Here is a 24,090-nt window from a genome sequence, read left to right on the forward strand (position 1 = left end):
GCCCTTGCGTTGTTAGCTACATAGTCCTCCACTTAGCAAGCAGGTCTTGCAGATCGTTTTTCGAGGAATATCTCATTCGGTCATAGAAATAATCGTTCTTGCTTTTCTGCGAGTCTTTAAGAATACCCGAGTCATCGTCAAGACTTTTCCAGCCGTTTTGAAAAACGATATCCCCGTCAAGAGAAATTTCTATCTGAGGTGCATTTTCAAAGGCCATAGAATAAGTGCCGTTTTCTTTCCTCAGTGGTATGAAATATTCTCTGTTTTCCTGCATGATATAAGGGGTAGAGCTTTCAATGGTGATATTTGTTTTGCTTTCTTCTCCTGTTTTTGATACAAGGCTGTTTATTCTCAGGGTGTAATGTGCGCTGTCGCTGTCGAGCCTTGCTGAAAGCACTGTCACATCTGCAAAGAAGTCTGTATCTTCCAGAACGCTGTCCTCTGTGAAATAATCATCGCCCTTTGGAATGTAGCTGTCCTCATAAGCCTTTGTGTCTGTGTGGCTGAAACTGAGCTGTTCGTATGTCTTTTCTTCTCTGTTTTCAAGCCTAGCCTTGTCAGCCGTTTCTACGCTATGCTTTGAAACACTGTCCGACTCTGAGCGGATATCGGCGTAAAGGCTTACGCCGCCGATAATAAGCACGAGCGAGGCTGCTGCCGCTGCAAATTTTCTGTAATTTCTGCGGCTTACTTTTATCTGTGTCTGATCTTTGTCCGTTTTGTTTTCAAGCTGTCCCTCTATCCTGTCCCAAAGCTTTTCCATGTCAGGGGCAGTATCAGAAATATGCTTTTTGTAAAGAAATTTTATGTTCTTAGCCATAGATACTGTCCTCCTTTATGGTCTTTTTTAGTTTGAAAACAGCCTGACGGTATTTCCATGTGACAGTACCCAGCGGCTTCCCCACTGCCCGACTTATCTCACGAAATGTCATATCCATTCCAAGCCTCATGTTCAGGATATCCCTTTCGCCCTCTGAAAGCAGCTTCAAAGCCTCCTCGAAGGTGAGCTTTCCGATCACATCGTCGTCTACCCGCATACTGTCCTGCTGTTCTTTGTGCCCTACTTCATCATCGTCAAGGGTCGGCGTTTCGTGCCGCCTTTTTCTGATAAAGTCAAGAGCGAGATTTTTCGCCATTACAGTCAGATATCGCTTATGCCCCGTTCCCTTTCGGTACTGACCTGCGGTGTCCCATAGCTTTAGGAAAAAATCTGATGTGAGGTCCTCAGCGTCCTGAGGACTTTTCACAATGTCAAGCATGATGTTATATATCACCTTGCCGTAGCATTGATAGATCTCCCTAAGCCCGTTTTTGTCATTTTTCAGGATCAGCTCCACCCTGAAATCGAACTCAGTGTCGGTCAAGTCTTTCACACCCCTCGATAACTTATATACGATTCTGCATGGGAGATTTTATGGCAAAATAGTATACAAATTTTACTTTTATTTTTTGTGTATTAACAACAAACTTATGTACAAACACGATTGTGCCGATAAGATATTTTAGCACATTAAAGCATATCTGTCAAATAAAAGAACACACCCCCGTCCATATGAACGAGGATGTGTTCTTCGTGTGAAGATCTATGAGAAATCATTTGGAGAGGTCAATATTTCTTACAGCGTCCCTTACCTTAAGAACAAAGGTCGGAGAAACTGAAAGCTCGTCAATGCCCATTCTCAGGAAGGTTTCTGTGAGAGTAGTGTCAGCCGCAAGCTCGCCGCATATACCTATCCATGCGCCGTTCTTGTGGGCATTCTCTGCAGACATTTCAATAAGTCTAAGTATAGCCTCATGGTGAGTGTCGCAGAACTGCTCTATATCAGGGTTCTGTCTGTCGCAAGCAAGGGTATACTGAGTGAGGTCATTAGTGCCAACGCTGAAAAAGTCCACAAGCTTTGCAAGCTTATCGCTTATGATAGCCGCCGCAGGGGTCTCTATCATGATGCCAAGCTCAACGCTGTCAGAAACTGTTATACCCTGTTCTTTAAGCTCAGCCTTGACTTCACCACACATAGCAAGGGCTTTTTCTACCTCTGAAACGCTTGTTATCATAGGGAACATTATGCCCAGATTGCCGTATACGGAAGCTCTGAAAAGCGCTCTGAGCTGAGTTTTGAATATCTCAGGTCTTGTAAGACAAATTCTTATTGCTCTGTATCCCAAAGCTGGGTTTTCCTCTTTTTTCAGACCGAAATAATCCACCTGCTTGTCAGCACCGATATCGAGCGTTCTTATGATGACCTTTTTCCCTGCCATGCTCTCAAGAACACGCTTATAAGCATGAAACTGCTGTTCCTCTGTAGGGAAATCTGAGTTTTCAAGATAGAGAAACTCGCTTCTGAAAAGACCTATTCCTCCTGCGTCATTGAGAAGCACAGCACCGATGTTGTCAACGCTTCCGATATTTGCATAAATGTTTATCTTTTTACCGTCCTTTGTGACATTCTCCTTGCCTTTGAGGGTCTGCAAAAGACGCTTTTTCTCCTCGTCTGCTTTCTGCTTTGCGGTAAGCTCAGCGGTGGTCTTTTCATCAGGGTCAACGAAAATCTCCCCTGTAAAACCGTCAACAATAGCAAAGTCGCCGTCCTTTATTTCTGACAGGAATTTGCTTCCTACGCCTATTACCGCAGGTATGTTCATATTTCTTGCAAGGATAGCTGTATGTGAATTTGATGAGCCATGTGCAGTAACGAAGGCAAGCACCTTGTCTTTATCAAGAGATATAGTTTCGCTTGGTGCAAGATCATCAGCACAAACTATCATCTTGTCGTCACCTGCTGAGCCGTCGCTGACATTGCCCGTGAGGTTTGCGATGATCCTGTTGGAAATATCCTTTACATCTGCGGCTCTTGCCTGCATATAAGGATCGTCCATTGATGCGAACATCTCCGCAAAGTTGTCTGCCGTCACTGCCACTGCATATTCTGCGTTGACCTTCTGGCTGTCGATGATATTCTCTATGGACTCGTTATAATCATCATCTTCAAGCATCATCATGTGTATCTCAAAGATCTGAGCATTTGTTTCGCCCACCTCCCTGAGAGCCTTGTCATAAATGCTCTGGAGCTGTTCTGTGGCTGCCTGCTTAGCTTTGGCAACTCGTTTCTTTTCCCCCTCGCTGTCTTCTGTGTGAATACGTTTTATAGCGGTATCCTGCTTTTTGAATACTGAGATCTTACCCATTGCTACCGCACCGTAAACGCCTTTTCCTGTATACTTAGTCATAAATATTCGCCCCTTTTCTCATAGATCTTATTATTTTTCACGCTTTTTCCAGCCGATGGGACGCCCCTGCGAACACGCCGCAGAAACGTCCCGTCGGCTGGACGGCTTTTACCGCCCAGCTGACAGATAATAATTAAAGTGTTTCCTCAAAAAATGCCTTGAGTGCTTCGGAAGCCTTGTCCTCGTCTGCACCCTCGCAGGTAACAGTAACAGTATCGCCCTGCTTAACGCCAAGACCCATAAGAGCCATAAGCTTTGTGATGTTCACGCTCTTTCCGCCCTTTTCGATAGTGCAAACGCTCTCGAACTCCTTTGCTTTCTTTGCAAGAAGTCCAGCCGGTCTTGCGTGGATACCAACTTCGTCTGTGATAGTGTAGCTAAATGTTTTCATGATGAATACCTCCAAATAATTATTTTATCTTCAAGATCATATCTCCTGCCGAAACGCTGTTTTGTGCAACAGGTTCAACAGACGCATAATCGTCCGTGTTGCCTATTATCAAAGGCGTTGTCACCTTATAGCCTGCGGCTTTTATCTTATCCATATCAAAACTTATGAGCAGGTCGCCTTTCTTGACCTCCTGACCGTCACTGACATGGGCCTCAAAATACTGTCCGCCAAGCTTTACAGTGTCGATACCGATATGGAGAAGTATCTCCACTCCATCGTCCGATACCATATTTACGGCATGCTTTGTGTCAAAAACGCTGTCTATCTTTCCGTCGCATGGAGCATAAAGCTTGCCCTCTGACGGCTCAACGGCTGCGCCCTCGCCGAGTATCTTTTGTGAGAACACCTCGTCCTCAACGTCCTCAAGCTTAACGGCAGTGCCGTTCATGTGGGAGTAAAGCGTTATTGTCTTGCCGTTAGTTTCTGTGTTTTCTGCACCCTCGGTCTGCGGTTTTTCTTCTATTTTATCAGAAGCTTTCTCAGTGCCGGTAATGCTGTCAGGGTCATCGCTGTATGGCGAGTCGATAAAATCCTCAAGATCTGATTTTATAACTGAGACCTTTGGTCCGTAAATGACCTGAATGCCGTTGCCCTTGTGGATAACGCCTGAAGCACCGCTGGCCTTGAGCATATCGTCCATGACCTTTGAGGCGTCATTTACTGTAACTCTAAGTCTTGTTGCACAGCAGTCAACATCTGAAAGGTTATCTTTACCCCCAAGACCTTTGAGTATCATTGCGCTTACAACGTCTGAAGCCCTCTTGTCTGTGCTCTTTACCTTTGCCGCCTTAGCCTCGTTCACGTCGCTTCTGCGATAAAGCTTAGGTTCAACGTCATCAGGCTCTCTGCCAGGTGTTTTAAGATTCATCTTTGTTATCATAAAGTAGAACACAAAGTAGTAAACAACTGCATAGATAAGCCCCACAACAACTATCCATATCCAGTGGGTCTTTGCGTTGCCCTGCAAAATTCCGAAGAGGGTCATGTCTATAAGACCGCCTGAGAACGTCATTCCAACGCCAACGTTAAGAATGTGCATAAGCATATAGGAAAGTCCTGCCAATACACAATGAACAGCGTACATAAGAGGTGCAACGAACAGGAATGTGAACTCCAAAGGCTCTGTTATACCTGTAATCATTGAAGTAAGAGCCGCTGACAGAAGCAAGCTTCCTACTACCTTTTTCTTTTCAGGACGAGCAGTTTTGTACATTGCAAATGCTGCAGCAGGAAGACCAAATATCATGAACGGGAATTTTCCTGCCATAAATCTTGTTGCCGATACTGAGAAAACTTCTGTTGACTTTGAAGCAAGCTCTGCAAAGAAGATGTTCTGTGCGCCTGCTACCATGTTGCCGTCTATCATCATCGAGCCGCCAAGCTCTGTCTGCCAGAAAGGCATATAGAAAACGTGATGAAGTCCGAACGGGATAAGAGCACGTTCAAGTATTCCATATATCCAAGTGCCTGCATAACCTGAGTTGAGTACAAGCACGCCAAGCTTTGAGATACCAAGCTGTACTACAGGCCACAGATAGAACATTATGATACCAACAATAAGGTATGTGACAGTTGAAACGATAGGAACAAATCTTGTTCCGCCGAAGAATGAGAGCACCTGCGGAAGTTCTGTTTTATAGAACTTGTTGTGCAGTGCCGCAACGCCAAGTCCTACAAGGATACCGCCGAAAACGCCCATTTGCAGCGTGGTAATACCAAGCACTGTCGTTGTGGAATTTTCTGCCATTGCCTCAACGCCGCCCTTTGCGGTGATAAGTGCGCTGATAGTGGTGTTCATTACGATATAGGCGATAGCACCCGAAAGGGCTGCGACTTCTTTTTCCTTCTTTGCCATTCCGATAGCAACGCCCATTGCAAACAGAAGCGCAAGGTTATCGAAAACGGCGCTTCCCGTTTTGCTCATTATGTCAAGTATAGTGTAAAGCACACCGCCCTCATAGATGAATTTGCCAAGATGATAGGTTTCGATAGTTGTGGCGTTGGTGAAAGAACTGCCTATTCCAAGAAGCAGACCCGCCACCGGCAGCAGTGCGATAGGGAGCATGAAAGAGCGTCCCACACGCTGCAATACGCTGAAAATTTTATCCTTCATAATAATAATATCCTCCAAAAAAATTATATCTCAGGCGAATTATCATTATGGTACCGTTAATGATAATACCGCAGCGAATACATTATATATAAGCTGTGGCAACAATGCCTATCCGCTTATTTTCTTCAGATGAATCGAAAGAGTTATCATTTCATCTTCCGATATAGTTTTAGCATAATTCTTCAAAATATGATCCTGCATATGCTTTGCGCATTTATACTGCTTTTTGAATTTCTTTTTTATGATATCAGCGAACTCCTCGTCCCTGCTGAGAACATTAGGAAGCTCCTGAGATTTGAAGAGTCTTTTCGCAAGATATTTTAAATGCACAAGAAATCTTTCATATGCCACCGAGTTCTTGTTTATCTTCCCTGCCAGACAAGCGTCCGCTATCTCAGCACAGCTGTTCACCATTTTAGTGATATCCTGTATCTGTTCCATTTTTGTGCCGAGCCTTGCGTTTATGATGTGCATTGCGATAAAGCCCGCTTCATCACCCCTTAGCTCAACGCCCAAACGCTGATATATCTCCGCCACGCAATATCTTCCAAGAGCAAGCTCCTTCGGGAAGCAGTCGCTTATGGCGTCCATAAGAGGATTATCAAATTCAAGTCCCTGCTTTTTTCTTTCAATGGCAAATGAGATGTGGTCTGAAAGTGTTATTATGAGCGACTCGTTTAGCTGTCCGTCGATATGTGAAGAAATATAGTCCACAAGATCTGCCGTAAGCTTTATATGCTCATATGGTATCTCGGTCAGGCACTCGATAAGTCTTTTTCTAAGCTCTGAGTCTGTGACAAGATACATTTTCTGAATCTTATCCTTATCAGGCTCGTCGCCGTATTTTTTTCCAAAGCCTATTCCCTTGCCTGAGATTATCTGCTCTTTTCCTTTATCGTCTATGACGCTTACGGTGTTATTATTTATCACCTTGATTATTTTCATTAAAAATCCCCCCTATAAAATAAAAAAACCAACCTTAATACGAACTCACACAATATGTTCGTACAAAGTTGGTCATGCCCAGTCTATAAATGAAAGGTAACACTCCAATAAAAGATGTTATGTATCAATTTCACTATAATTATATTAACACACCTGCATTTATTTGTCAACAGCATACATAAAATTTGTTTTCTGAATCTGTTTTTTTAACAAATAAACTCATTTTGTTTTGTATAAAACCTACAATTATCAGCCTGAAAAGCACAAAAAGCCGTGGAAACACTGCTGTCCCCACGGCTTTCGGTATGTTAAGAGAGTATCTGTATAGCTTTATTACTTTGTCATAAGCTCGCAAACAAGGTTTGCAAACTCAACAGGGTTGTCGATAGACATACCCTCGATAAGCAAAGCTTGATCGTAAAGAAGCTTTGTATAGTCTTTCAGCTTGTCCTTATCGTTAGCATAGAGGTCTTTCAGCTTCTCAAAGATAGGGTGATTTGGATTTATCTCCAGTGCCTTTTCAGCCTTTACCTTATTGCCGTCATTCTGAGGCATAGCGTTGAGGACCTTCTCCATTTCGATAGTTATGCTGCCGTCTGATGAAAGACAAACAGGGTGAGTTTTAAGCTTCTTTGAAAGACGAACTGTCTTTACCTTGTCAGCGATAGCTTCCTGCATGAAAGTGAACATATCCTTGTTCTCTTCGTCAAGCTTTTTAGCCTCTTCCTTTTCTTCCTCTGTGTCAAGGTCGAGATCAGCGTCGCTTATGGACTTGAAAGGCTTGCCGTCATAGTTTATCATCACCTTGATAGCGAACTCGTCAACGTCCTGTGTAAAGTAAAGAACTTCATAGCCCTTATCCTTGATCTTTTCAAGCTGAGGGAGCATTTCGATCCTTTCCTTTGTTTCGCCGCAGGCATAGTAGATCTCTTTCTGATCTTCTTTCATTCTTGAAACATACTCTTTGAGTGTAACGTTCTTGCCGTCAAATGAGGACGGGAACATAAGGAGATCTTTCAGAGTTTCGTTTGCAGCGCCGTATGACTGATAAATGCCAAACTTGAACTGAAGCCCGAATACGCTGTAGAACTTCTCATACTTCTCACGATCGTTTTTCAGAAGCTTTGCAAGCTCGTTCTTTATGGACTTTTCAAGGTTCTTTGCGATTATCTTGAGCTGTCTGTCCTGCTGTAAAAGCTCACGGGAGATGTTCAGTGAGAGATCCTCAGAGTCAACAACACCCTTTACAAAGCTGAACCAGTCAGGAAGCAGGTCTGCACACTTTTCCATTATCATTACACCGCTTGAATAAAGCTGGAGTCCCTTTTCATAGTCCTTTGAGTAATAGTCAAAAGGCGCACGGGCAGGTATATAAAGCAGTGCGTCATATGTGGCAACGCCCTCGTTCTTTGAATGGATATGTGCAACAGGTGGCTCATAGTCGCCGAACTTCTCCATATAGAAGTTGTTGTAATCCTCGTCCTTTAGCTCGCTCTTGTTCTTCTTCCAGATAGGGGTCATGCTGTTAAGGGTTTCGATAGCCTTGTGTACCTCAGGCTCTTTACCCTCCTCATTATAATGAGTATGCTCGACTTCCATTCTGATAGGGAATCTGATGTAGTCAGAATATTTCTTTACAAGTGACTGTATCTGATACTGATCAAGATATGTTGAATACTTCTCGTCATCAGTATCGTCCTTGAGTTTAAGTGTGATAGTTGTGCCGACGCCGTCAGGCTTGTCACACTCTTCTATTGTGTAGCCCTCAACACCGTCAGATGTCCACTTGTAAGCCTGATCGCTGCCAAAAGCCTTTGTTACAACGGTAACTTCCTTTGCTACCATAAAAGTAGAATAGAAGCCTACACCGAACTGACCGATGATATCAACATCATCCCCAAGGTCATTGTCTTTCTTGAAAGCGAACGAGCCTGAGTTTGCGATAGTACCAAGGTTGTTTTCAAGATCCTCCTCGGTCATACCGATGCCGTTATCAGAAACTGTAAGCGTTCTGTTTTCCTTGTCGATAGCGATATTGATAGCGAAGTCGCTCTTTTTTATTCCCACAGAAGTGTCTGTCAGGGACTTGAAATACAGCTTATCAATAGCGTCGCTTGCATTTGAGATTATCTCTCTGAGAAAAATCTCCTTATGAGTGTAGATCGAATTGATCATCATATCAAGCAGTCTTTTGGATTCTGCCTTAAATTCTTTTGTCTGCATAAAACCTCGACCTTTCCTTATTTTTTTACTTTTCAGTATTGTTAGCAATATAATTAGCACTCTATCTATTTGAGTGCTAATTATATTATACAACAAGGTTGATAAAATGCAATAGTTATCACAAAATTTCTCTTATTTATTTACAAATCCATAACATTTTATCACATACCTGACAAAATACCATTTGCAAAAGCACCATGTTGTGTGTTATAATATATAGATAAGACCGAACAAGGGAGGAATATTATTTGACTACCAAAAAGTCTGTTTCTCTGCTGACCCCTGAAAAACAGCAGGAAAAGAAACTTCTTACTATAGATTGCGTGAAAATTTCACTTCTGCTCATTTTATACAACCTGCTGAACAGGATATTCGCAGTGTTATTCTTTTACGTTGCATACACTTACCACTCAGGAAAATTCACTCTTAGCTACTCGGCAGTTCTCAGCTATCTGAAAAAGCAGACCGCTTTTATAAGCTCAACTACTTTTTCCATGACGGCAAATTTGTTTATCACTCTTATGAGCGTGCTTGTTTTTGGGATAGTTTTTGCTATACTTTTCCGAAAACGAGAATCAAGCTTCATAAAGCCGAAAAAAGACACGGCAGTAAAAGGGTTAAAATGGTTTTCAGCCTGCTTTGTGATAAACATTCTGCTGTCACAGCTCATATCTATCCTCACGGGTATACTTGGTCAAAACGGAGTGACAGTTCCCACAAGCGATTTTTCCATTCATCAGCCCTCTGCCCTTGCAGTAATAGTGCAGTTCTCATACGTTGTGATAATAGCCCCTATCGTGGAGGAATTTATCTACCGTGGAGCGATCCTCACGGCTCTAAGCCCATACGGAAGGGGTGCGGCGGTGCTTTTCTCGGCACTTGCATTCGGACTTATGCACGGAAATATCCCTCAGGCGGCTTCGGCATTCGGCACAGGACTTGTTTACGCTATTATCGCCGCAAAGTGCGGCTCGATACTGCCAACAGTTATAATACACTGTCTAAACAATCTGCTTGCAAACTTCTCGTCCATATCTGATGCAATAGGGCTTGAACACTATGAAACCTTCATGAGCGTTGCTGAGATAGTCATAGGTCTGGTAGGCTTTATGGTTCTTTTCACAAGCCTTAAAAAGCTTATCATTGATGACAGCGAAAACGTGCTTACACCGAAAGAATGTCGCAGATATGTCTTTACAAACCCTGCCACTATAGTATATATGCTCTGCCTTATCATACCGATAATAAAGAGTCTTGTCCAAGCAAACAGCTAAAAATCACAAACAAAAAAAACGGGTGACTGCCAATAACAAATTGACAGCCACCCGATATTTTTTTATCCAAAAAGCCTATTAATAAGCCTTGCCCCAAAGCACCATATGTTTCGCAGGCTTTCCACAGCATACGCAGGTATCTGCTATCTCTTCCTGCTCGAACGGGATACATCTTGAACCTACTCCTGTGAGTTCCTTTACCTTATCCTCGCAAGCTTCATCGCCGCACCACATTGCCTTAACAAAGCCGTCGCCCTTTTCCTCAAGAGCCTTTGTTATCTCGTCAAGTGTCTTGCAAACATAGGTACGTCTTTCTCTGTTTTCAAGTGCCTTCGCATAAAGACCATCATGAACAGCCTGAAGTCTTTCATTTACTGTTTCAACAAGCTCACCAAGCTTGCAGAATACCTTTTCTCTGTTGTGTCTTGTAACAAGCACACACTGATCGTTCTCAATATCCTTTGGACCAATTTCAAGTCTTACAGGAACGCCCTTCATCTCATACTGTGCAAACTTCCAGCCAGGTGACTGCTCTGAATCGTCGAGCTTAACTCTTATGCCTGCATTTTTAAGTGTGTTGTAAAGCTCGTTAGCCTTGTCAAGAACGCCCTCTTTGTGCTGTGCTATAGGTACGATAACTACCTGAACAGGTGCAACAGCAGGTGGCAGAACAAGTCCGTTATCGTCGCCGTGTGTCATTATAACTGCACCGATAAGCCTTGTCGTAACGCCCCATGATGTCTGGAATGGGTGTGCAAGCTTATTATCTCTTCCAGTATAAGTGATATCGAAAGCCTTTGCAAAGCCATCGCCAAAGTAATGCGAAGTGCCTGCCTGCAAAGCCTTGCCGTCGTGCATAAGAGCCTCAATAGCGTACGTTGCTTCTGCACCTGCGAACTTGTCGCTCTCTGTCTTTCTGCCCTTTACGACCGGCATAGCAAGCTGCTTCTCGCAGAAATCAGCGTATACGTTGAGCATTCTCTCTGTCTCCTCGATAGCCTCCTCAGGTGTCTCGTGGATAGTATGACCCTCCTGCCACAGGAACTCTCTTGAACGAAGAAATGGTCTTGTTGTTTTTTCCCAACGTACAACAGATACCCACTGATTGTAAAGCTTAGGAAGATCTCTGTAGGAATGAACTATATTAGCATAATGCTCGCAGAAAAGCGTTTCAGACGTCGGTCTTACGCAAAGTCTGTCTTCAAGCTTTTCACTTCCGCCGTATGTTACCCAAGCTACCTCAGGAGCAAAGCCCTCAACGTGGTCTTTCTCCTTCTGAAGCAGGCTCTCAGGGATAAACATAGGCATGCAAACATTTTCATGACCAAGCTCCTTGAACTTTGTGTCAAGTATATGTTGGATATTCTCCCATATTGCGTAGCCGTAAGGTCTTATTACCATACAGCCCTTTACGCTTGTGTATGAAACAAGCTCAGCCTTCATACATATATCAGTATACCACTTTGCGAAATCCTCGTCCATGGAGGTTATCGCGTCAACCATTTTCTTATCCTTAGCCATTTATAAAACCTCTTTCTTATATCATTCAGGCATTGTCGTCCTTTTCGCTGCTGTTCGCAGGAGGAGCGGCACTGCCGTTTTTCTTTTTCTTCTTGAAATTAAAGGCGTAAATATCCTCATTATATATTTTATAGTTTGGATCCCAGTCATCAAGGTGGGACTTATCAAATATGCCCTGTACTTTATAGTTCTCAGGATCATTCCCTGTATCCTCACCGTCCACCCTTTCGGGATCGTCCTTTTCGGCAAGCTCAGGGTGACGTTTTTCAATAAATCGTGCTATTTTGGGAGTGATAAGGCAGGCAATGACGATAAAGGTCATTATTACGACACAGCCTGCTGCCAGCTTCAACAGCAATAGCAGTAATTCTTTATTCAGACAAGTCACCTCTTTTCGCAAATATAAAGTTATTATAGCACAATTATTATCCAAATTCAAGAGGTGAAATATGAATTTACCGCCATTTCTGACCTTTAGCACGAAAAAAAGGCGGAACAAAGTCCGCCTTAAAGCATTTTCTTTCGTTTGAAAAAGATTATACACACTATCACTACTATTACACTAAGGGCTATAACACCCGGATACCCCTCTTTAAGTTCGGGCATATTCTGAAAGTTCATGCCATACCAGCCTGTGATAAGGGTCAGAGGGAAAAATATAGTGGATATGACCGTAAGAAACTCCATATTCTTGTTCTGCTGAGCATTGACATGGGACTGATAAGCGTCTCGCACCTGCGTTGCATATTCAAGAAGATGTACAGTTCTGCCCATGAGCCTGTCGGCACGGTCTGAGATAGTGCCGAAATATTTTTTCTGCTTTTTCTCAAAGAAGCCGTTCTCGTCCTCTTCAAGCTCTCTGCCCAGATCCATTATTTCATCATAGTAGCTTCTCAAAATAAGAAGCTCTTTTCTGATAGGCGTTATGGTTTCAAGAAAATCGTCCGTCTTGCCATCGTTTACGTTTTCCTCAAGCTCCATAAGCTTTTGCTCATGTTCCGCAAGAAGCTCGGTGTCACGGAGCATAAATTCGCTGAAAAAATTGTAGATAAAATGCTCCCTGCTCTCTCCCTGATTATGCCTGCTTCTCTGTATGCGTTGGACTAACCTGAGCGAGAACTCCTCATCGTCTATTATCACCATGTTTTTGTTGTCAATAAAAAACTGTATCCTGTGTCGGCTTCCCTTTATGTCAAGAAGCTTGGGGATAGAAAGCGTGCCTGCCAGACAGAAAGGCTGTGATTCTATCTTACAGAACACAACGTCACGCAGGGATATCACGCCCTCGTAGGTTATGTTCGCCGTTCTGAGGGTTTCCTCTGCGTGAGCAGAGTCGGTAATAAACACAGCTGAGCAAGTTTGTTCGCTTAGCTGTGCCGGTGTTATTTCTTCAAGTGAACCCTTCAGGGCAAATATGGTCATTTATCCTCGACCTCCGCCTTTGAAGCTCTTTCATAGGCAAGGTCATAGAAAAGTTCCTGAGAATTGAGCGGCTCTTTGCCGTCTGAAACAAGGGTATATTCCCCGTCAGAGTCAAGCTCTCTTGCTTGACAATTATCTGCAAGCATTTTGTCGAACATCATGCTTATCTGAGACTTGATATCCTCGTCAAGAATAGGTGTAGCGACCTCAACACGTCTGAGGGTATTTCTTGTCATAAAGTCTGCGGAAGCAATATATATCTTTCTTTCCTCGCCCTTGCCAAACATATAGATACGGGAATGTTCAAGAAAACGTCCTACAATGCTTATTATCCTGATGTTGTCGGTTTCGCCCTCAACGCCTGGGATAAGACAGCATATGCCTCTTACCACAAGGTCTATCTTAACGCCTGCTCTTGAAGCTTCGATAAATCTGTCGATTATCTTCTTATCAGTGAGAGAATTTATCTTCACGCCTATATAGCCCTCTCCCCCTGATTGTGCTATGGCTATCTGCTCGTCTATCATATCAAGCACCTTGTTTTGCAGACAATTCGGTGCAACAAGAAGCTTGTCAACGCTCTTTACAGTATCGTCAGAAGCAAGAGCATTGAACACGTCTATAGCGTCCTTTGCGATGTCCTTATCGCAGGTCATAACAGACAGGTCGGTATAAAGTCTTGAAGTTTTCTCGTTGTAGTTTCCAGTGCCTATCTGAGTATAATACTCGGTCTTTGTGCCTGAACGCTTTGTGATAAGGCAAAGCTTTGAATGTACCTTATAGCCCTCCAGACCATAGATAACAGTACAGCCAGCCTTTTCGAGTCGGCGTGACCACTCGATATTATTTTCCTCATCAAATCTCGCCTTAAGCTCCACCAATACAAGAACGTCCTTGCCGTTCTCTGCGGCTTCACAAAGGGCTTCGACCACCTCACTGTGCTTTGCCACACGATACAATGTCATTTTTATAGACACCACATTTTTATCGTCAGCCGCCTCACGGAGCATATTGATAAAAGGCTTTATGCTATCAAAAGGATAAGAAAGCAGTCTGTCTTTCTTTTTTATCTGCGGCAGTATAGGCTTGTTATCGTCAAAGGCAGTAAACCTCTGCGGAACTCTCTTTTTATAGAAAAGCTCGGTTTTCTGTCTGAGTATATCCTGTATCTGGAACAGGAATGACAGATCAAGAGGAGTGCTGTTTCTGAAAACAGATTTTTTATTCACTTCAAGCTGTTTGCAGAGCAGGTCAACGATATTGTTATCAAGCTGTCTTGAAAGCTCCAGTCTGACAGGTGCAAGACGCTTTCTTTTCTTGATAAGGTCAGCCATGAACTCACGGTAATCAAGATCTTCGTCGTAAAGTGCATCAGCGTCGATATCAGCATTTCTTGTAACTCTTATAAGCGACTTTGACTTGACGGTGTAGCCCTTGAAAATTTTAGGTACATAGTGGAGGATAAGCTCCTCAGAGAGCATATACTTGCCTGTTGAACCGACCTTTATAAGTCTTGGAAAGACCTCACTTCCGCAGGAGATAACACCCAGCTTCTCCTTGGAATTTTTGCTTTCAAGGACAACTGCGGCATAGATATCCTTATTTTTAAGGAAAGGGAAAGGCTGTCTTTTTCCCACCACCATAGGCGACAGGAGCGGAGCTATCTGATTGAGAAAATACTGCTCCAACTGAGAATTTTCCTCCGCTGTAAGCTTGGAAAAATCAACAAGAGCAACGCCCTGCTCGGCTATTTTCTTCATAAGGTCAGCGTATATCTTATTTTTACGCTCGTTAAGCTCGCCCACTCTAGCGATAACGGCTTTGAGCTGTTCCTTAGCGGTCATATTTGTTTTATTTTCCCTGCTGTCTGGATCGACCTCCATCTGGTCAGTAAGCGAGCCTACACGGACCATAAAGAACTCGTCCAGATTGCTCTGATAGATAGAAGCAAAAGAAAGTCTTTCACAGAGTGGCACGCACTCACGCTCAGCTTCCTCAAGGACTCTTTCATTAAATTTCAGCCATGACAGCTCTCTATTCATAAACACATTTTTCATTGTGCCATACTCCTTTTATTATGATATCAAAACATCTATACTGATTTAATATATTATATCACAAAACGGCAAACTGTTAAAGAGTTTTAAGCAAAATTCATGTAAAATATTCTTATTTTACACTTCCTATATTGTAGCTGCACACAAAAATTATGCAAAATGACGCATTTGCTTTTTTAGTGAAAGCATAATACTGTGCAAAAAGGCAAAAATCAAAAAAGTCCAAACTTTTTGCGCAAAAAAGGTTGACAACGGGGCATAAATAGTGTATAATAATCAAGTCGCTATGAGAAACGCATATGGCGGTATAGCTCAGTTGGCTAGAGCACTTGGTTCATACCCAGGGTGTCACCGGTTCAAATCCAGTTACCGCTACCACATTTCTCATAGCGAAAAATCGGCCCGTTGGTCAAGAGGTTAAGACGCCGCCCTTTCACGGCGGAATCATGGGTTCAATTCCCGTACGGGTCACCAAATCATATGCTCGGAAACAGCGTAAATGCGTTGTTTCTGAGTTTTTATTTTTCCCTAAAATCCACTCAACCACTTATCTGCCACTTATTTTGAAAATAACCGCTTTCGACTACCTCTTGGCTGTGTTCTATGTACCCCGCAAGGCTTGTGCCCTGCGGTTATTTTTATGCCCCGAAAACTTGTCCGAACTGTTCTTCTTCCTGCTCGTCCTCATCTTCGTAGGTGCCCTCTGTGCTGTCCTCGGAGTGCTTTTCTTCTTTCGCTTTAACCTCGTTCGTGAAGCTTAGAGCGTTGCTTATCGCATCGCAGTTGCGTGCTCTCGCCTCTTGGAACATATGGGAATATAAATTTAAGGTCGTTCCAACAACGCTATGTCCCATATCTGCGGACACCGCTACAACGTCCACACCCTCAAAAATCAATAGCGAGGCATGGAGGTGACGTAGAGAGTGAATATTTCGAAACGGTATTCCGATGCGCTCGCAGTAGCCCTGAAGCCACTCAAAGGGAGTCTGCGGATTCATAGGTGCGCCGTTCCATTTGGTGAACAGCCTGTCGTGGTCCTCCCATTTTGTACCGAGCTGTTTCGCTTCCTTGTCCTGCTCTGTCTTGAACTGCTTTAGCAGATTCATTATAGACGGTGGAAACTTTGACACACGCTTGGACTTTCGCGTCTTGGTGGTGTCGGTGTATATGCCCTTTTCCTTTGTATACTGAGATGTTCTGCGGACATGGATCAGGCTGTTCTCAAAGTCGATATCTTTCCATTCCAATCCCAGCATTTCGCTGCGCCTGAAGCCGCTGTATATCGAAAGCAGAAGGTACACCTGGTATTTCATAGGCTCGTCCCTTAAATGTTCGTAGAGTGTTTTTACCTCGTCCAGCGTATATATCTGCTTTTCCTCTTGCTCGGATTTTGGAACAACCACCCGTCTGCAAGGGTTGTCAGTCAGCATTCCCATACGGATAGCGTAGCTGAACACATCGCTGATAAGGCTGAGATGATGCACCGCTGTTTTGCGTGACAGCGGCTTTCCGTTGTTCATGTTCTTGCCGTTGATAAGCAAGTCAGTCACAAATTTCTGAATATCTCGACTCGTTATTTTGTCAAGTCTTTTATGACCAAGTGCTGGGTATATGCGTTTGGTGAGTTGTTTCATTCTCGAATATGATGTGGAACGCAGATTGACCTTTGCATATTCTTCAAACCACTGTTCGGCAAATGTCTCAAACTTGACTGCCGCAGTTATCTGTCCTCGCTTGCAGTCCTCCTCGAAAAGTATTGCTTGACGCTGCACCTCCTTTTCGATCTGCCGAGGTGTCATACCAGGCTCAGGTTTGTAGCTCTTGTACTGGTTGCGCTGCTTACCGTCTACGCCGTAGCCGCATGATACCTTTATTTCGTAAGTCCCATTGGGACGCTTTCTAATAGTCGCCATATATATTAAAACCTCCGTTTCAAAACCATGGCGCATTTCTACCGACAACATTTTACCACATCTCGGTGGAAAAGTCCAGAGAAATGCGCCGCCGTATACTTGTATCTTTCCTATGAGCTAATTTCTTACGATGTTTTTCCACGGAGATAGTTCAGAAAAATATCTTTGTTAATGAGATACTTTCTGCCGGCCATTATGTGCGGAATTTGATCGTTGATGCACATCTGACGTACTCTGTACTCGGTCATGCCGTTTACAAGAGCAGCCGCCTCCTTGATCGTAAGCATGGTGATCTTTGTTTCGTTTTTGTTTTCTGCCATTGTATTATCGCTCTCCTTGTTGTTTTGGTAATTCTGCTTATGGTATGTGTGATGTTCATTTTTACAGCTGTCCTTTCATAGTGTTTTCAAGGGTACAGTGAAATGTTGTACCCTTGGTATGTCGGAAATATATTACGTGTTCTCATGTCAGTAAAGCTGACATACAGCAACGTTTTGTTACACAACTTAATATGAGGTAAGGATTCGTCCACTCATCGGAGACCTCGTCACGTTCCGTTACTCTATCGATGCTTGTTCAGATTATTCATCATCGGCTATACCCTCATCAAAGTTTCTTGTTATCAGATCATCAAGATTGATTTTCCCTCTTGTGCGTCTGACATTGTTGACCGCCTCGCGCCTGATGTCCTTCAACTCGTTCTTGCTAACCTCAAAGACGCCTGCGAGAATAGCTATCAGCATTTCAACCTCGACTGCATATCTGAACAAGCCTTTTGATATTTTTGTTATGCCTTCATCGCTTGCCTGAGCAATGCACTCCGCAAGCTCCGGCACAAGAACATTACTCTTGGTATAGATAGTTCTTGTCGCAAGAAACAATTTCAGTTCCTGCTCTATCAGTTCCGAGCGGCTGATGTCCTGCTTTGTACAATAATCATCACACTCTGCAAGCACATCACCGGACACATAAATCCCTGTTCTGATTTTATCCAAGGTCAATCCTCCTTCTGATATTTGTAGGCATTTCTGAAATCAATAATGCCGTTTGTCCTGCGCACATCTTCAGTACACATTCCGTACAGCTTACCGACATCGGTTTCATCGACATCTGTCACCGCCGCAAGTATGTGCGACTGTATTGCAGACTGCACCGCCAGCTTGAACAATGCTCTGCTGATACGCTGCTCACTGCCTTTTACGATCCCGTCAATGACAGCTGATACCGTTTCACCGAGATACTCTGTCATATTCTCCGAATTACAATCAAGATATCCTGCATAAAACCTTATCGCTTTTTCAATAAAATCGCTCTGCGACTTTGCATTTGCTGCCGCCATATGAGTGGTCAGCAGTTCTTTTACTTCCGGGTAGAGCCACACCGCTTGTTTTTCTTTGTTCGCCATGGAAACGCCTCCTTAATACTGTTCGACTTTGTTCTTTCGCTGATATTTCGGTCGTGATTTCGCAGCGTTGCCCTCTTATGGTAACACACCCCAAAACCACAACCCCCTAAAATACTGCACAAGACCTTGCCCAAAAGCTCGCAATTGCGGTCGGCTTTGCCGTCCGCTGTGAATGCGGCGACCCCGCCGCTTTAACCTGCAATCTTATTCCTCTACGTCATAACCGCTTGGAATTTACCCGGCCCGTGCAATATGCCGACAGCCGATTTTACTCCATTTTTCTCATCTTCCTTCTGCAAAAAATATCTTGCTGTACCTCGCTCACAAACGCCGACAAATCGCTCACAGCGGCGTTTTGTTGGCTCGTTGGTTAAACTATCCGACCTCGGCTGTGGGGCGGTACAAATCGCCCGATAGCCGTTCTTCCATCTTTAGCTTATTCAGCATCGCCACATTCACTACTGTGTTGGAGTTATCCCTGACCGAGACCGTGTTGCGGCTTGTCCTTGACAGCAGCAAGCCCTCTTTACGAAGCTGACGGAGTAGCTCATTTTTGCTAATAGAAAAATGCTCGCCCTGCTCGGCGCACAGCTTTCGCACCTCGGAGTGTGTTGTGTCTGCGAACAGGTAGTAGTGCTCATCGTCCTGCAAGCCGATGCAGTTTCTCTGACGGGGCGTGGAGTCAAGCCCTTTTGTTTCTACATAGCACCTGCCGCTGTCCAGCAGACTTTTCAGCTTCTCACAGAAGCGAGTGGTCGGATTTTCAAGCTCGATGATTTCTGCGTTTGCAGACACAGCTTTCAAAACGATCTCGTCGAACACCTTTTCAAATTTATCAAGCTCCGACTTGTTGATTTGATTTTTCGATTTAAGAAACACAAGCAGAAATGCAAACCCGATTTTCAAGTGTGCAAGCATGTCGGGTGTGCGGTTGTGAAACTTAATTCTGTTTGCACACAGCCTGTCCAGATAAAACTTGCGGTATTTCAAAAACACATCTTCGAGTGTTTTTACAAAAGCACTTTCATCATCAAGATACACATTTTTAATCCACTCAATGTAGCTTTGCATAATCCCACACAGCACTCCGTCATTTGCTAACTGCTGATATTCTGACAGGTCATCAAGCTGAACATCGTTTTCATTAAGTTCAATATTGAAGTATCTCGCCGAACCCGACACGGAAATTTCAGGAGTGTACTCCGCTGTGATAATTGCATTGCCTGTAGGCGGTTTTGAAGATTGTAACTCCGCTTTTGAATTTAGTCGCGCACGACCAATTCTATCACCGTAGTATCGCGAAATATTCTGCGCAATGCTTTTCATCTCCTGTTCGTGAAACATTCCGCTCGGATGAAAATCGTCAATGCAAGTCAACACGTCTTTTAAATAGTATATGTTGCTCAAAATGCTATTCGCTGTGTCGTGGAATGACATCGGTAGGTCGCTTGCTGAAAACTTTCCGAAGAACGAAAGGAACAGCGCTGCAAGTGTGGATTTACGACTACCCGTCTTACCAATCAGCGCAGTCACAAACTTTGGCTCACAGCCTGCACTTTTCAGAAAGTGATTGAGCGGACACAGAAACGTTACCGCCAGCAGCGGTAGCATAACACACTGCGGTGCAAAACTGTTTTCAAGCATTGCAGACAAGTAAATCAAGTCCTCCTGCGAACCCTTTTCAGTGAAAGAATAGTTTTTCAGCTTGCCCTGCAGTTCAACGGTAAACGGACTGTTCTGCGTCGGCATCAGGAACACATACTCACCGTTTATCTTCTTCCAACCAGTTTGGAGATACATAGTTTCAAATTTCACCTCACCTTTCGTTAACATAATTGCGTGGCAGATTTTACTTAGCACGTTTTGCTTAGGCTGTGCAGCACCCAATGCACCCCAGCGGTTTAAGAGCCATTTCATGTTTTGCATTTCGTCTGCGGAAACAATCTGCTCCGACAGTTTAATTCCCGACTTGTGAACCGCACCGACCTTGAACATTTTCTTTTGCTCTGTGCCGTCATCTCTGGTGATTTCCGAAATAAGTGTGGGAACAAAGTCTGCAAGTTTCATTGGAACGACCTGATCTTTCACCTGAACCATTTCATAAAGGCAATTGCTTTTAACAACGTAGGGATAATTGTAGACTGTTTCATCAATCAGTTTTGCTTTTTTTCCTTCTGTCATGATTTCTGACATTGGCATCACTCCTTTTTTAATTTATGTAGTTGTTGTGGTGTGTCCTGCGCTTTCAAACATTAGCCGAACGCCCGACAGCTTATCAGGCTCATAGAGCAGCGTTCCTATTGCTTGCGACGGTTGGTATCACGCTCGAGAACGTGCAATGTCAGCAAGCTGAAACGTAAGTATCCGTTTCTGATTTTCATCGCCAACTGCAGTTGCTAGATGCAGGTTGAAGATTGTATTTGTCGCTCGTTTTGAAATACAAAAGTCATGGCGTACATCTTCAGCAGCTGGAACAGTTCATCACCCCTCCGTCAGAAATAACGTATTCGGTTACCGATTATTCAATTTTCAAGATTCCGTCAATCATTCGCTCTGTATATTAATTAGGCGAATTTTTTCTAATTTATCAAATCGCATTACAGGCAAAAAATCCATTCACTACATGGTTTCAAATGCTTATATCAATTGTACAATAAAAGTTACCACAAATCTGAAAAAGTGTGATATAATAAATACAGGTCACCGCTAAAAACCTCCACCGCACATCTGCGGCATAGGATTTTAGAGCTGACCTATAGATACACTTTTGAGGGGTACTTGACATGAACAATGCAATTTCAAACAATCCGAATTACGATATGCCCGACGACAGCTTTTTTAATTTCTATTTTCTTATTCACAAGAATAGAATTTTCACAACAAAAATAGCTTTGAAGGTTGGCGAAATCACAACGGCTCTGCTGAATATGAAAGCTGAGGATATGAAAAAGATTTATGACTTAACCGTCTCTTTTGCGGGGTTTGCAGATAATAATATGGCGATGAAAAACGAGCAGACTATGACGGAATTTGTTGACCGCATAATCGAAATCGAACAAATTGCGGTGACTTTACCACCGTACTGCTATGTGAATATTGACCTGAAAAAAGAAAAACAGCGTGCCGAAATAATGAAGAGCAAGGCTTTCTACGGCAGGCTGTATGATATGACGTCGGAGGAGTTTGCGGAGTATGAGAGGTACAAAAAGTTGTTTTCGGGGTACGGGATTGGGCTTTACATAATCGCCTGCTGCATAGCCGAAATGTCAGATGAATATTTTACACGGCTTAAGAAACGTGACGAAAGCAACTATGCGATTGCGTGGGGTGCGTTTAACGAATATTCCACACTTTCGAGTGAGCTGATGGCGAGCGTGCCGTACTATGAAAAGGCAAGAGTTCGTGAAACCATGGACGTAAATATCGGCGTTTCGGGAATGATTGATCCCGATGATAAAGACAAGACATGGGTGGTTGATACCTGCGAATTTCATAATGCGCAAAGCGTTATTCAATACGATTTTTTCAGAGGAATGCAGCACGGCAGAGCGCCTTTTCGCTGTCACCACTGCGGACGTTTTTTCCTTGCGACTGACAGCTACAAGACGTTTTACTGCAATGAAAAGTCTCCCGAAAATCCCAACAGAACCTGCCGTCAGACTGGCGCGAAAAACAAGCACAAGGAAAAGGCTGAGAACAATCCGATTATCCAGACCTACCACAAGGCGAGGAACAAATATTATCAGCAGAAATTCCGAGGAAGTATTTCGGATGCGGATTACGACAAAATTCTGCACTACCTTGAAACCATGCGTGACAAGGCAATTCGGGGCAAAAGTGACGAGAATGGAAATCTGATAACGTACAAAACGCTCGAAGAGCTTTTTGAAAAGCACACGCTTTACAAGACATTAAATATCGGGGAAGAACAATGACCAAGAACACAAATGAACAGCTGATTCAGGATAATTACCGCAACGTATACGCACTTGCACATTCTCTTGCAAAATCATACAATCTTGCATTTGAGGCTTTTGAGGACTTGCAGAAGGTCGGCTACATTTCACTGATTGAGCAGTCGAAGACCTTTGACGAGAACAGCGGTGTGCCTTTTTGGACATATGCCTGTAAGGGTGTTAAGTTGAAAATGCTCGAAGAACTCCGCTTTATTCTCGATACGGTGAGTATTTCGCCTTATTTGAACAAGCAGATAGGAAAGGTGAGGAAAATCGTTTCAGCCAATGCCGAAAGCAACACATCCGAACTTATTGAAATCGTAAGTCAAATACTCAAAATATCAGCGGACAAATCCGAGGAGTTGCTGATTTTAAGCACAAAAGAGAAAACAAGCATTGATGAGTACCAATCAATGCTTGAAAGTGGTGAGGGTATGCAGGATGACAAGCTTGAAGATAAGCTTAGGTCCGATTGTCTGAATCCCGAAGATCTAATGCTGGAGCAGGAAAATCAGGCTTTTGCCATGCTGTTGGCGGACAGTCTGGACGACATTCTAAGTCATCGGCAAGCGGAATATATCCGAATGTATTTTGGCATCGGGTGCGCTCCGCAGACCTTTGAACAAATTGGGGAGGAGTTCTGCGTTAACGCCGGCACGGTGGAAAAGGGCGTTAAGTCGGCTCTGAAAAAGTTGAAAGAGTATATTGACTGACCTATGTTCTATCGAGTTTCCAGAATGGGAATTCAGGTAGTATGCGTACTCCATTTTTGCTCCGTATTACCGCATTACAAAGAGCTATTTGCCCAGTATTCTCAGCGTTTTGCGAGGTTTCGGCTCGCATTACATTTGCATAACACAAAACAAACAAGCATATTACAACGGAGTGGCTGTAGTACGCTTGTACGCTATTGTATGCTTTTTTTGAGGCGTGGTATTACTCATAAAGTGCGGGTTTTACGGCACTTGCGAGAATGTAAGCTTTGTACGGCAGATTTTGACGGAGAGCTACACCTTACTCAGATTTTCATTCTTGCCGAGGAGCACGTCAATCATCAGCTTTTCGCCGTCACGGAATCCGGCTGAGTAGTTATCCACGGACATTACATCGTTAAGCTAAAACTGGGTGTCACATATCTTTTTGAGCAGTTCACCGTTTTCATCTCCGAGAATTTTGATTATCTGGTCATACAGATCAGCCTCGGTTTTCATCAGCTTGGCATACTGCGAATTGTCCCGAATTTTTGCGTCGAAAAGCCTAAATTGCCGTAGTAAAGGTCTTTTATATAGTTCATTTTTGATACCTCCGTGATTGGTTTGGAAGTACGGTATATCACAATTATTCGTGGAATGGTAGTGGCAGATGTGATGAAAATTGAGTGGTGGATTTGGGGAGAAGTGATAAATTAGAATCATTTTACTGTTCAACTGGCGTTTTAGCCACTGTTAAAGGCAGGTGTGTGTTACATTTACGTTAAAAAATGTAAACATATATTGAAAAAATATGAAAAGTATGCTACAATGAAATGAATGCAAAAATGACTTTTTCAAGCTTACGCTGATGAAGGGTGATAAGGTGGTCG

General features: G+C 43.4%; 19 protein-coding genes and 2 tRNA genes. 5 read left to right on the top strand and 16 right to left on the bottom strand.

What is annotated here, in order from left to right:
* Nucleotides 1–16: 16 nt before the first annotated feature.
* From QVO88_RS00385 to htpG, 7 genes are all read right to left on the bottom strand, one after another.
* Complete coding sequence (locus QVO88_RS00385) at nt 17–820, bottom strand: hypothetical protein (RefSeq protein ID WP_022286554.1); 804 nt, start codon at nt 818–820, stop codon at nt 17–19.
* Nucleotides 813–1,373: an RNA polymerase sigma factor gene (locus QVO88_RS00390; protein WP_265290851.1), complete on the bottom strand. Its 561-nt coding sequence runs from the start codon at nt 1,371–1,373 to the stop codon at nt 813–815. Before QVO88_RS00390 ends, QVO88_RS00385 begins: the two co-directional genes overlap by 8 nt.
* Before the next feature lie 220 nt (nt 1,374–1,593).
* Nucleotides 1,594–3,228, bottom strand: coding sequence for a phosphoenolpyruvate--protein phosphotransferase (gene ptsP / locus QVO88_RS00395; protein ID WP_022286556.1), 1,635 nt, complete (start codon nt 3,226–3,228; stop codon nt 1,594–1,596).
* Between the two features lie 133 nt (nt 3,229–3,361).
* Nucleotides 3,362–3,619, bottom strand: coding sequence for an HPr family phosphocarrier protein (locus tag QVO88_RS00400; RefSeq protein ID WP_022286557.1), 258 nt, complete (start codon nt 3,617–3,619; stop codon nt 3,362–3,364).
* 19 nt (nt 3,620–3,638) lie between these two features.
* Nucleotides 3,639–5,792, bottom strand: coding sequence for a PTS transporter subunit IIABC (locus QVO88_RS00405; protein ID WP_022286558.1), 2,154 nt, complete (start codon nt 5,790–5,792; stop codon nt 3,639–3,641).
* A gap of 108 nt (nt 5,793–5,900) precedes the next feature.
* Nucleotides 5,901–6,737: a PRD domain-containing protein gene (locus QVO88_RS00410; protein ID WP_022286559.1), complete on the bottom strand. Its 837-nt coding sequence runs from the start codon at nt 6,735–6,737 to the stop codon at nt 5,901–5,903.
* 333 nt (nt 6,738–7,070) lie between these two features.
* Nucleotides 7,071–8,960, bottom strand: a complete 1,890-nt coding sequence (gene htpG, locus QVO88_RS00415; RefSeq protein WP_022286560.1) for a molecular chaperone HtpG — start codon at nt 8,958–8,960, stop codon at nt 7,071–7,073.
* A 248-nt stretch (nt 8,961–9,208) separates the two neighbouring features.
* Here htpG and QVO88_RS00420 point away from each other — a divergent pair, with 248 nt between their 5' ends.
* Nucleotides 9,209–10,234 (top strand): CPBP family intramembrane glutamic endopeptidase, encoded by a 1,026-nt coding sequence (locus tag QVO88_RS00420; RefSeq protein WP_022286561.1) that lies wholly within the window; start codon nt 9,209–9,211, stop codon nt 10,232–10,234.
* Nucleotides 10,235–10,312: 78 nt separating this feature from the next.
* Here QVO88_RS00420 and proS read toward each other — a convergent pair whose 3' ends face one another.
* From proS to ppk1, 4 genes are all read right to left on the bottom strand, one after another.
* On the bottom strand, nt 10,313–11,755 hold the full coding sequence (gene proS / locus QVO88_RS00425; RefSeq protein ID WP_022286562.1) for a proline--tRNA ligase: 1,443 nt from the start codon (nt 11,753–11,755) through the stop codon (nt 10,313–10,315).
* A 25-nt stretch (nt 11,756–11,780) separates the two neighbouring features.
* Nucleotides 11,781–12,113, bottom strand: a complete 333-nt coding sequence (locus QVO88_RS00430; RefSeq protein WP_288177657.1) for a hypothetical protein — start codon at nt 12,111–12,113, stop codon at nt 11,781–11,783.
* A gap of 149 nt (nt 12,114–12,262) precedes the next feature.
* Nucleotides 12,263–13,177: a CorA family divalent cation transporter gene (locus QVO88_RS00435; RefSeq protein WP_022286564.1), complete on the bottom strand. Its 915-nt coding sequence runs from the start codon at nt 13,175–13,177 to the stop codon at nt 12,263–12,265.
* Nucleotides 13,174–15,234 (bottom strand): polyphosphate kinase 1, encoded by a 2,061-nt coding sequence (gene ppk1 / locus QVO88_RS00440; protein WP_022286565.1) that lies wholly within the window; start codon nt 15,232–15,234, stop codon nt 13,174–13,176. The genes QVO88_RS00435 and ppk1 overlap by 4 nt, the downstream gene beginning before the upstream one ends.
* 301 nt (nt 15,235–15,535) lie before the next feature.
* Between ppk1 and QVO88_RS00445 the strand changes: the two genes are divergently transcribed.
* Together QVO88_RS00445 and QVO88_RS00450 are read left to right on the top strand one after the other, a co-directional pair.
* Nucleotides 15,536–15,612, top strand: a tRNA-Met gene (locus QVO88_RS00445).
* 21 nt (nt 15,613–15,633) lie between these two features.
* Nucleotides 15,634–15,708: transfer RNA gene (locus QVO88_RS00450), tRNA-Glu, on the top strand.
* Nucleotides 15,709–15,872: 164 nt separating this feature from the next.
* On the opposite strand, the gene xerC is transcribed toward QVO88_RS00450, so the two are convergent.
* The 5 genes from xerC to QVO88_RS00475 form a co-directional block, all read right to left on the bottom strand.
* Nucleotides 15,873–17,147, bottom strand: a complete 1,275-nt coding sequence (gene xerC / locus QVO88_RS00455) for a tyrosine recombinase XerC (RefSeq protein ID WP_022286566.1) — start codon at nt 17,145–17,147, stop codon at nt 15,873–15,875.
* A 125-nt stretch (nt 17,148–17,272) separates the two neighbouring features.
* Nucleotides 17,273–17,467: a helix-turn-helix domain-containing protein gene (locus tag QVO88_RS00460; RefSeq protein WP_022286567.1), complete on the bottom strand. Its 195-nt coding sequence runs from the start codon at nt 17,465–17,467 to the stop codon at nt 17,273–17,275.
* A gap of 261 nt (nt 17,468–17,728) precedes the next feature.
* The gene (locus QVO88_RS00465; protein WP_022286568.1) at nt 17,729–18,142 is read right to left on the bottom strand and encodes a hypothetical protein; all 414 of its coding nucleotides are present in this window, start codon (nt 18,140–18,142) and stop codon (nt 17,729–17,731) included.
* A gap of 2 nt (nt 18,143–18,144) precedes the next feature.
* Nucleotides 18,145–18,552, bottom strand: coding sequence for a hypothetical protein (locus QVO88_RS00470; protein WP_022286569.1), 408 nt, complete (start codon nt 18,550–18,552; stop codon nt 18,145–18,147).
* A 375-nt stretch (nt 18,553–18,927) separates the two neighbouring features.
* On the bottom strand, nt 18,928–20,745 hold the full coding sequence (locus tag QVO88_RS00475; RefSeq protein WP_022286570.1) for a DUF927 domain-containing protein: 1,818 nt from the start codon (nt 20,743–20,745) through the stop codon (nt 18,928–18,930).
* 590 nt (nt 20,746–21,335) lie between these two features.
* Here QVO88_RS00475 and QVO88_RS00480 point away from each other — a divergent pair.
* Together QVO88_RS00480 and QVO88_RS00485 are read left to right on the top strand one after the other, a co-directional pair.
* The gene (locus tag QVO88_RS00480) at nt 21,336–22,487 is read left to right on the top strand and encodes a DUF6076 domain-containing protein (RefSeq protein ID WP_022286571.1); all 1,152 of its coding nucleotides are present in this window, start codon (nt 21,336–21,338) and stop codon (nt 22,485–22,487) included.
* Entirely contained in the window at nt 22,484–23,221 is a 738-nt protein-coding gene (locus QVO88_RS00485; protein ID WP_022286572.1) for a sigma-70 family RNA polymerase sigma factor, read from the top strand. Before QVO88_RS00480 ends, QVO88_RS00485 begins: the two co-directional genes overlap by 4 nt.
* Nucleotides 23,222–24,090: the final 869 nt, after the last annotated feature.

It is taken from the genome of Ruminococcus sp. CAG:57 (assembly GCF_000435935.1).
Lineage (GTDB): Bacteria > Bacillota > Clostridia > Oscillospirales > Ruminococcaceae > Hominimerdicola > Hominimerdicola aceti.

Bases quoted from the DNA above. Each gene is read 5' to 3' on its own strand.
- QVO88_RS00385 (WP_022286554.1), bottom strand. From the start codon at position 820: ATGGCTAAGAACATAAAATTTCTTTACAAAAAGCATATTTCTGATACT.
- ptsP (WP_022286556.1), bottom strand. From the start codon at position 3,228: ATGACTAAGTATACAGGAAAAGGCGTTTACGGTGCGGTAGCAATGGGT.
- QVO88_RS00400 (WP_022286557.1), bottom strand. From the start codon at position 3,619: ATGAAAACATTTAGCTACACTATCACAGACGAAGTTGGTATCCACGCA.
- QVO88_RS00405 (WP_022286558.1), bottom strand. From the start codon at position 5,792: ATGAAGGATAAAATTTTCAGCGTATTGCAGCGTGTGGGACGCTCTTTC.
- QVO88_RS00410 (WP_022286559.1), bottom strand. From the start codon at position 6,737: ATGAAAATAATCAAGGTGATAAATAATAACACCGTAAGCGTCATAGAC.
- htpG (WP_022286560.1), bottom strand. From the start codon at position 8,960: ATGCAGACAAAAGAATTTAAGGCAGAATCCAAAAGACTGCTTGATATG.
- proS (WP_022286562.1), bottom strand. From the start codon at position 11,755: ATGGCTAAGGATAAGAAAATGGTTGACGCGATAACCTCCATGGACGAG.
- QVO88_RS00435 (WP_022286564.1), bottom strand. From the start codon at position 13,177: ATGACCATATTTGCCCTGAAGGGTTCACTTGAAGAAATAACACCGGCA.
- ppk1 (WP_022286565.1), bottom strand. From the start codon at position 15,234: ATGAAAAATGTGTTTATGAATAGAGAGCTGTCATGGCTGAAATTTAAT.
- xerC (WP_022286566.1), bottom strand. From the start codon at position 17,147: ATGGCGACTATTAGAAAGCGTCCCAATGGGACTTACGAAATAAAGGTA.
- QVO88_RS00460 (WP_022286567.1), bottom strand. From the start codon at position 17,467: ATGGCAGAAAACAAAAACGAAACAAAGATCACCATGCTTACGATCAAG.
- QVO88_RS00470 (WP_022286569.1), bottom strand. From the start codon at position 18,552: ATGGCGAACAAAGAAAAACAAGCGGTGTGGCTCTACCCGGAAGTAAAA.
- QVO88_RS00475 (WP_022286570.1), bottom strand. From the start codon at position 20,745: ATGTCAGAAATCATGACAGAAGGAAAAAAAGCAAAACTGATTGATGAA.
- QVO88_RS00480 (WP_022286571.1), top strand. From the start codon at position 21,336: ATGAACAATGCAATTTCAAACAATCCGAATTACGATATGCCCGACGAC.
- QVO88_RS00485 (WP_022286572.1), top strand. From the start codon at position 22,484: ATGACCAAGAACACAAATGAACAGCTGATTCAGGATAATTACCGCAAC.